This window comes from Microcoleus sp. bin38.metabat.b11b12b14.051 (genome assembly GCF_013299165.1).
Taxonomy (GTDB): Bacteria; Cyanobacteriota; Cyanobacteriia; order Cyanobacteriales; family Microcoleaceae; genus Microcoleus.
This window is the reverse complement of the sequence record NZ_JAAFKD010000034.1, coordinates 59,710-66,259: the sequence shown is the minus strand read 5'-3', so window position 1 is coordinate 66,259 and position 6,550 is coordinate 59,710. Positions and strand designations below refer to the sequence as shown.

The following is a 6,550-nucleotide window of genomic DNA, read 5'->3' as shown; positions in this document are numbered from 1 at the left end:
TTAACTCTGGAATGTCGATCGACAAATCGTGTAGAATCTGGCTACATCAGCATTCATTCCCACAACCTTTACAGAACAATTGTGCAAGCACCTGTTTTTTCCGAACTCAACCATCCTGTAGTCAAATCCCTGTTCCATCACAGCGATCAGGAATTGTTGACTATGTTTCAAAATCACCCCGATCAGGGTCGCTTCTTTACGGCGATTTTTTGCCGCTACGCTCAAATTGTACACTCCCTGATCCGCCATTCCGTGCGATCGCCCGTACAAGGCGATTATCTGTTCGCCCACACCTGGCAGCACATCTATCACGAGCTCCGAGGCCTCGACTTGCGCCGCGAAACCCAAGACTTGGATAGCGACAATCTCAGTCTCCAAAACTGGCTGATTAATGTCACCGCTGTCTGCATCAATCAAGCCGAATTGCCCCCTGTCGAGTCGATTCACTACTCTTTACAATCAGCCCCGCCTCCTCTGTGGTGTTATGTTAGACAATCCATGGAATTGTTAGCGCCACTGCCGCGTTTAGTAGTGTTGATGGCCCAGACTTTCCGTTGGAGCGAAACTCGAATTGCAGCTTATTTGCAAGCAGAAGGTGAAGCTATTTCCCCCGCTCAAGTCAAGGCTTTGCTACAAAAAGGATATCAAACTTTAGAGTCAAATTTGCCGCCGGATATTCGCGCTATTTATCTGGATGAAAATCTGGATTATCAACAAGCACTTGTTTAGCAGCCGATAATTCCGCTAATATCAATTATTCTTCAGTCCGCGCAGGCGGACTTCGTTTGTGTAGTAGCGGTTTCAACCGCCGAGTCCTTAAAACGCCGACTTTGTTTAATATCAATTATTCTTCAGTCCGCGCAGGCGGACTTCGTTTGTGTAGTAGCGGTTTCAACCGCCGAGTCTAGATTATATTTGACAACAAGCGGTTTCAAACGCACTAATACTCGGAAATAATATCAGAGGTGGAAATGGCAGTTTATCAAGTTCGGCTGGTCAATGAAGATCGATCGCTCGATCGCACGATCGCAGTACCAGACGACCAGTATATCCTAGATATCGCAGAAGATGCCGGCATCCGCTTGCCCAATGGATGCAAGCAAGGAGAGTGTTCTGCTTGCGTTGCTAAACTGCTTAGTGGCAAAATTGACCAAAGCGAACAAAAGTTTTTAAAGCCGTCAGAATTGCAAGCTGGCTACGCTGTTACCTGTGTGGCTTACCCGCTTTCCGATTGCACTTTGTTAACTCATCAAGAAAAAGTTTTATATGAAGCCGCTCTTTATTTTAAGTAATGTCAGCTACAGATTATATAGTGCGATCGTCTCGCTCGCGAACCCTCTCATCCCCTAACAGGTTTGTAGTGAGGACTTTAGTCCGCAAAAAATCAGGACTAAAGTCCTCACTACGAACCTTTGATGAGTTAATGTAAGGGGCGCAGTGCGCCCCTCAGTCAATACCCAAAAATTAGCTAGGGCTTGGGACTGACATTCAGCAATTGCAAAATCCGCTTCAGCGGAATTTCCGCCCAATCCAAGCGGTAATTCAGTTCGTAAGCTAGCTCAGAAACTCCTTTTTCCAAAATGTAAGCATCCAGCAAAACTTGTAGTTCCGGTATGGATTTTGGCAAGAAATTTGCATCGGCCGCTGTTACCAAATAGCTGTTAAGAAAAGTGAGGCTCACCCAGCGGTGCCAAACGTTCGCCCACTGCTGCATCTCCGGAAGATTTTCAGGGCGAATCATCCCGCTTTCTACTTCATTGCGCAGTGCCAAAGTAACAGCATAATTGAAAGATTGCAGCATTCCCGCAACATCTCGTAGGGGCGACCTTTTCATCCGCCGCTCGCTTAATGGTCGATTCCGCTCTCCTCCGAAATCAATAATTACGAAGTCTTTTCCTGTATACAGAACTTGTCCGAAATGAAAGTCTCCGTGACACCGAATTCTGTCGGCCGTGATTCTCAGGTTCAAAATAGACTTGAAACGTTCCATCAACAATTCTTCGCGGTTGAGGAGATTTTGTGCCAATTTTTGGGTTTCTGGCGGTAGTTTGGACAGCCGCTTTTTCAGCAGCAGCAAAATTCTTCCTGCCGTATTTCTCATGTTTTGGTAGATGGAACGCTGGTAAAATGAGGTGAAGTTTTCTGGGGCAAAAGCGGGATTTTCTGTCTCGGAAGCTAAAGCCAGGTGCAGCTCGGCTGTCCGCTGACCTAACAGTTCGGCTGATGCTAAGTAAGAGCCGATGAGTTCCCGAGCTAAGGCTGGAATTTCTAACGATAAATCGGCTACTAGCGAGTTTGACTGCCGCATTTGTGCGGTCAAAGCACTCGGCAAATAATCTTCGGGAGAAGTAGATAAAATTTCGCCGGAATACTTGGCTTCTACTGTCATTACTTGCTCGAAATAGTCGCGCAGTGTGTCTAATGTATAAGACCAAGCGTCCCTGCTATCGGGGATAAGTTTTTGGAGGATTCCGACTGTAATTACTTGTTTTTCTGGGGTGTGATACTCTAAGGCTCCAGCAATTGGAGCGTAGTGTTGAATCGGGTTGCGATCGGTTAAAAAACGTCCTATTTCTAATTCGGGGTTGATTCCTTCCTCGACTTTTCGCAATATTTTTAGCACGAATTGGTCGCCGTAACCTGCGGATGTATTGCTTTGTTCTTTTTTGAACAGGTGAGGTTCGAGATTCGATAAATCTTGGTCTGAGCTGAATATTTGGTCGGCAATTCCTAGCAGTTCACCTGTTTTACCTGGGTAAGTGCGAGCAGTGGCGATCGCCCCCAGCAGCGCGCTCAGCAAGCCTTTGTCCCCAGCAGCATCAAACAGCACTCCGGCTTCGCTGCTTTCGGGGAAGTGCAGGCGCGCGATCGCCCGATCGTCTACATCGCCTTTCATCTCTTCCCAACCCACCGGCAAAACGTAAGTTTCCGGCATACCTTCAGTATAATTCAACAGCAAAAACAGAATGTAAACTGTAGATTCCTCCCCGGCACTATTTTTACATTCAACAGGCACAATCTCACTTATTTCAAATGATTGAATTGTCCTATCTGCGCCGATAAACCAACGACTGCTGCGTAAGTAATTCGGCAAAATAGAGAGCAGCATCTCGCTTAATTGAGTTGTTGCAAAAGCCGTTTTCCAATTACCGATTACTGCCAAACTCGGCAAATCTGTTTTAAAGCCGTGCAGCGAAAATTCCTCTTGTTTAGCAGTAAGAGTAAACCAGTAAAACGTGTGAGGACTCAAGCTTAAAAAGTAAGGCGATTCGCCAACAGGTGGAAACTCAGTGCGACCGAAAATCTCCACCGGCACAGCACCTTTAAACGGAGAAAGGTCTAATTCTGCCGTCTGCACGAAGCGCGACAAATTAGCGACTATGAGGATGTGTTCGTCTTGATAAGTGCGTACAAAAGCTAAAACTTTGCGATTTTCTGGGTACAGAAACTCGCAAGTACCGCGGCCGAAGGCTTGGAAGCGCTGGCGCACAGCAATCAAGCGTTTCATCCACCACCACAGAGAACTCGGATTCGCCCGCTGCGCTTCCACGTTAACCGATTCGTAGTGATATTCTGGGTCAACGATTGGCGGCGCGTACAGCCGCTGCGGGTTAGCGCGACTGAAACCGGCATTGCGATCGCTACTCCACTGCATCGGAGTTCTTACGCCGTTGCGATCGCCCAAATAGATATTATCACCCATCCCAATTTCATCGCCGTAGTAAAGCACCGGCGTACCAGGAAGCGACAGCAACAAAGCATTCATCAACTCAATACGGCGGCGATTATTTCCCATCAGCGGAGCCAAACGGCGGCGGATACCCAAATTAATTCTCGCCTGAGTATCTTGAGCATAAACTCGATACATATAATCTCGGTCTTCATCGCTGACCATTTCCAGCGTCAATTCATCGTGATTCCGTAAAAATAATGCCCACTGACAGTTATTAGGAATCTGTGGAGTTTGCTGGAGAATATCACTAATGGGGAAGCTATCTTCCATGTGCAAAGCCATAAATAAACGCGGCATCAGCGGGAAATGAAAGTTCATGTGACATTCATCCCCACCCGAGTAATATTCAACCGCATCCTCCGGCCACTGATTCGCCTCAGCAAGCAGCATCCGGTTCGGGAACTTTTCATCTACGTGCTTGCGTAAATGTTTGAGAAATACGTGAGTTTCTGGCAGGTTTTCGCAGTTAGTACCTTCGCGCTCGTACAAGTAAGGCACGGCATCCATGCGGAGGCCGTCTACTCCGAGTTCCAACCAGAAATCTACCACATCTAAAATAGCTTGGCGGACGGCGGGATTGTCGTAATTTAAATCTGGTTGGTGCGAATAAAAACGGTGCCAGTAATAAGCTTTAGCTACCGCATCCCAAGCCCAATTAGAAGTCTCGAAATCTTGAAAAATAATCCGAGCATCTTGATATTTTTCCGGCGTATCACTCCATACATAAAAATCTCTTTCATTACTGCCTTTCGGGGCGCGACGCGCTCGTTGAAACCAGGCGTGCTGGTCTGAAGTGTGGTTAACAATCAACTCAATAATGACTCGAATTCCCCGCTTGTGTGCTGCTTTTAAAAGGTCTTTAAAGTCCTCTAACGTGCCGTAAATCGGGTTGACGGTGGTATAGTGAGATGTATCGTAGCCGTCATCTCGGAGTGGCGATGGAAAAAATGGCAGTACCCAAATTGCTGTTACTCCCAAGTTTTGCAGGTAATCTAGTTTTTCTGTGAGTCCCCGAAAGTCGCCGATGCCGTCTGCGTTGCTGTCTGCAAAAGCACGAATTGGCACTTCGTAAATAATGGCGTCTTTGAACCACAATGGATCGTTATTTAACATTGAGTTGGACATAATTTTATGGGGAATTGGTAATTTTGATTTGGTTAATGGCTATTTGGTAATTGGGATTTGTTAGTTCAAATCCAAACTGATAAATCATAACGCATAATTTTGCCGCGATTCGTCTTGCTAGTGGTAGAGTTTTAATCGTAATTTATTAACGCAAAACTTATAATTTCTTAATTAAAAAATTAAACAATTTATTTTGTTATTTCGGATACAGTTCACAATTCGGATCTAAATCGTGCTGCTACATACCGGTGCGCGGTGCACAGTCTAAATACTCTCCCCCTCTCCCACTTCCCTCGGAAGGGCGGTTTTTACTACCTTTGGGACGGTTGCCACGACACTAGACTACCTTGACTCTCTTTGTAAATTTCTGTTACATTTATTTACATAAAGCAATAAAACTTAAGGAAAAAGCAAAAATGACTATTGTAATCTCTCTTTTGATCGTCGGCTGGGCCGCAGCAGCTTTAATTGGCACTCAAGCATATTTCTTGGGCGAACAGTCGAAGCCCATCCATGACAGAAATTGGAACGATGGAGCTTTTGAACAACTGGCTAAATCGGTGACTGGAACAGAAATTGATTACACCGTTCGCGTTCCCGCCTACAGCATGGATGCTTATAGTGGTCGCACCATGTCCAATTCGTAATATCAATTAACAGGCTTGACTATTTTTAATAACAGGCTTTCTGGCCTGTTCCACAAGCAGATTTATTATTTGTGGAACAGGCCGGAGAGCCTGTTCCTAATTTGTGAATAACAGGCTTTCTGGCCTGTTCCACAAGCAGATTAATTTTTGTGGAACAGGCCAGAAAGCCTGTTGCTAATTTGTGAATAACAGGCTTTCTGGCCTGTTCCACCAGCAGATTTATTATTTGTGGAACAGGCCGGAGAGCCTGTTCGACCGATCGCTATTTTTCCCAGCCTAGTTTATAATTGTTCCGGGTCAATTCCCATCTCGCGCAATCTTTCAGCTAGCAAATTAGCCCGCTGTTCGGCTTGTTCTGCGCGCTGTTCCGCTTGTTCGACACGCTGTTCGGCTTGTTCGACACACTGTTCGGCTTGTTCCAATCTCCGAGAAACCTCCTCATAACTTGCAAAAGGTTCGCCATTGGGACGATAAATTTGCAACTCTTCACCTGACGAATCAAAGCGAATTCCCAATCGGGGACTGACCCAATTTTCAATTGATTCAATTACATCCAAACGCCCATCAGAACGCATCCAACCGCTAAAATCGTTGCGATTTGGGTCGTAAAGGTAATATTCCTCAACACCGTGGCGATCGTAAAATGCCTGTTTTTGATTCATTTCTGTAAACCTGTTACCAGGAGAGAAGATTTCAAAAACAACTTGCGGTGCAATATTTTCTTCCAGCCACTGTTGGTACGATCCCCGATCGCCCTTTGGTCTACCAAGGGCTACCATGACATCAGGGCCTACTTTAATTTTGTTATTTCCCTCGACAGGATACCACAACAAATCTCCGGCAATAAATACATTGGGGTCATCTGCAAACAACCACGCTAAGTTTTGTTGGATGATCTGTATCCAGCGAAATTGTTTGGTATTGTCTGACATCGGTTTGCCATCGCTATCGGGGTAAATTACATCTGTTTTTTGAGGGGACTTGAGTTGAGTTACCATAACTGTTGTCCGGGTAATGAACTGTTGAATTTAATTTTAGCTCTTTG

Annotated in this window: 5 protein-coding genes; 3 read left to right on the top strand and 2 right to left on the bottom strand. The window is 45.6% G+C overall.

Going from position 1 to position 6,550, the window contains the following annotated elements:
- The first annotated feature begins 81 nt into the window (after positions 1-81).
- The gene (locus tag QZW47_RS25790) at positions 82-729 is read left to right on the top strand and encodes a sigma-70 family RNA polymerase sigma factor (protein ID WP_293133675.1); all 648 of its coding nucleotides are present in this window, start codon (positions 82-84) and stop codon (positions 727-729) included.
- 242 nt (positions 730-971) lie between these two features.
- Positions 972-1,292, top strand: coding sequence for a 2Fe-2S iron-sulfur cluster-binding protein (locus tag QZW47_RS25785; protein WP_293133672.1), 321 nt, complete (start codon positions 972-974; stop codon positions 1,290-1,292).
- A 176-nt stretch (positions 1,293-1,468) separates the two neighbouring features.
- Here the strand turns inward: QZW47_RS25785 and treS are convergent, their stop codons facing one another.
- Positions 1,469-4,858: a maltose alpha-D-glucosyltransferase gene (treS, locus tag QZW47_RS25780; RefSeq protein ID WP_293133669.1), complete on the bottom strand. Its 3,390-nt coding sequence runs from the start codon at positions 4,856-4,858 to the stop codon at positions 1,469-1,471.
- Between the two features lie 416 nt (positions 4,859-5,274).
- On the opposite strand from treS, the gene QZW47_RS25775 reads away from it, so the two are divergent.
- Positions 5,275-5,505, top strand: a complete 231-nt coding sequence (locus QZW47_RS25775) for a hypothetical protein (protein ID WP_293133666.1) — start codon at positions 5,275-5,277, stop codon at positions 5,503-5,505.
- Positions 5,506-5,786: 281 nt separating this feature from the next.
- Here QZW47_RS25775 and QZW47_RS25770 read toward each other — a convergent pair whose 3' ends face one another.
- The gene (locus QZW47_RS25770) at positions 5,787-6,503 is read right to left on the bottom strand and encodes a Uma2 family endonuclease (protein WP_293133663.1); all 717 of its coding nucleotides are present in this window, start codon (positions 6,501-6,503) and stop codon (positions 5,787-5,789) included.
- Positions 6,504-6,550 lie beyond the last annotated feature (47 nt).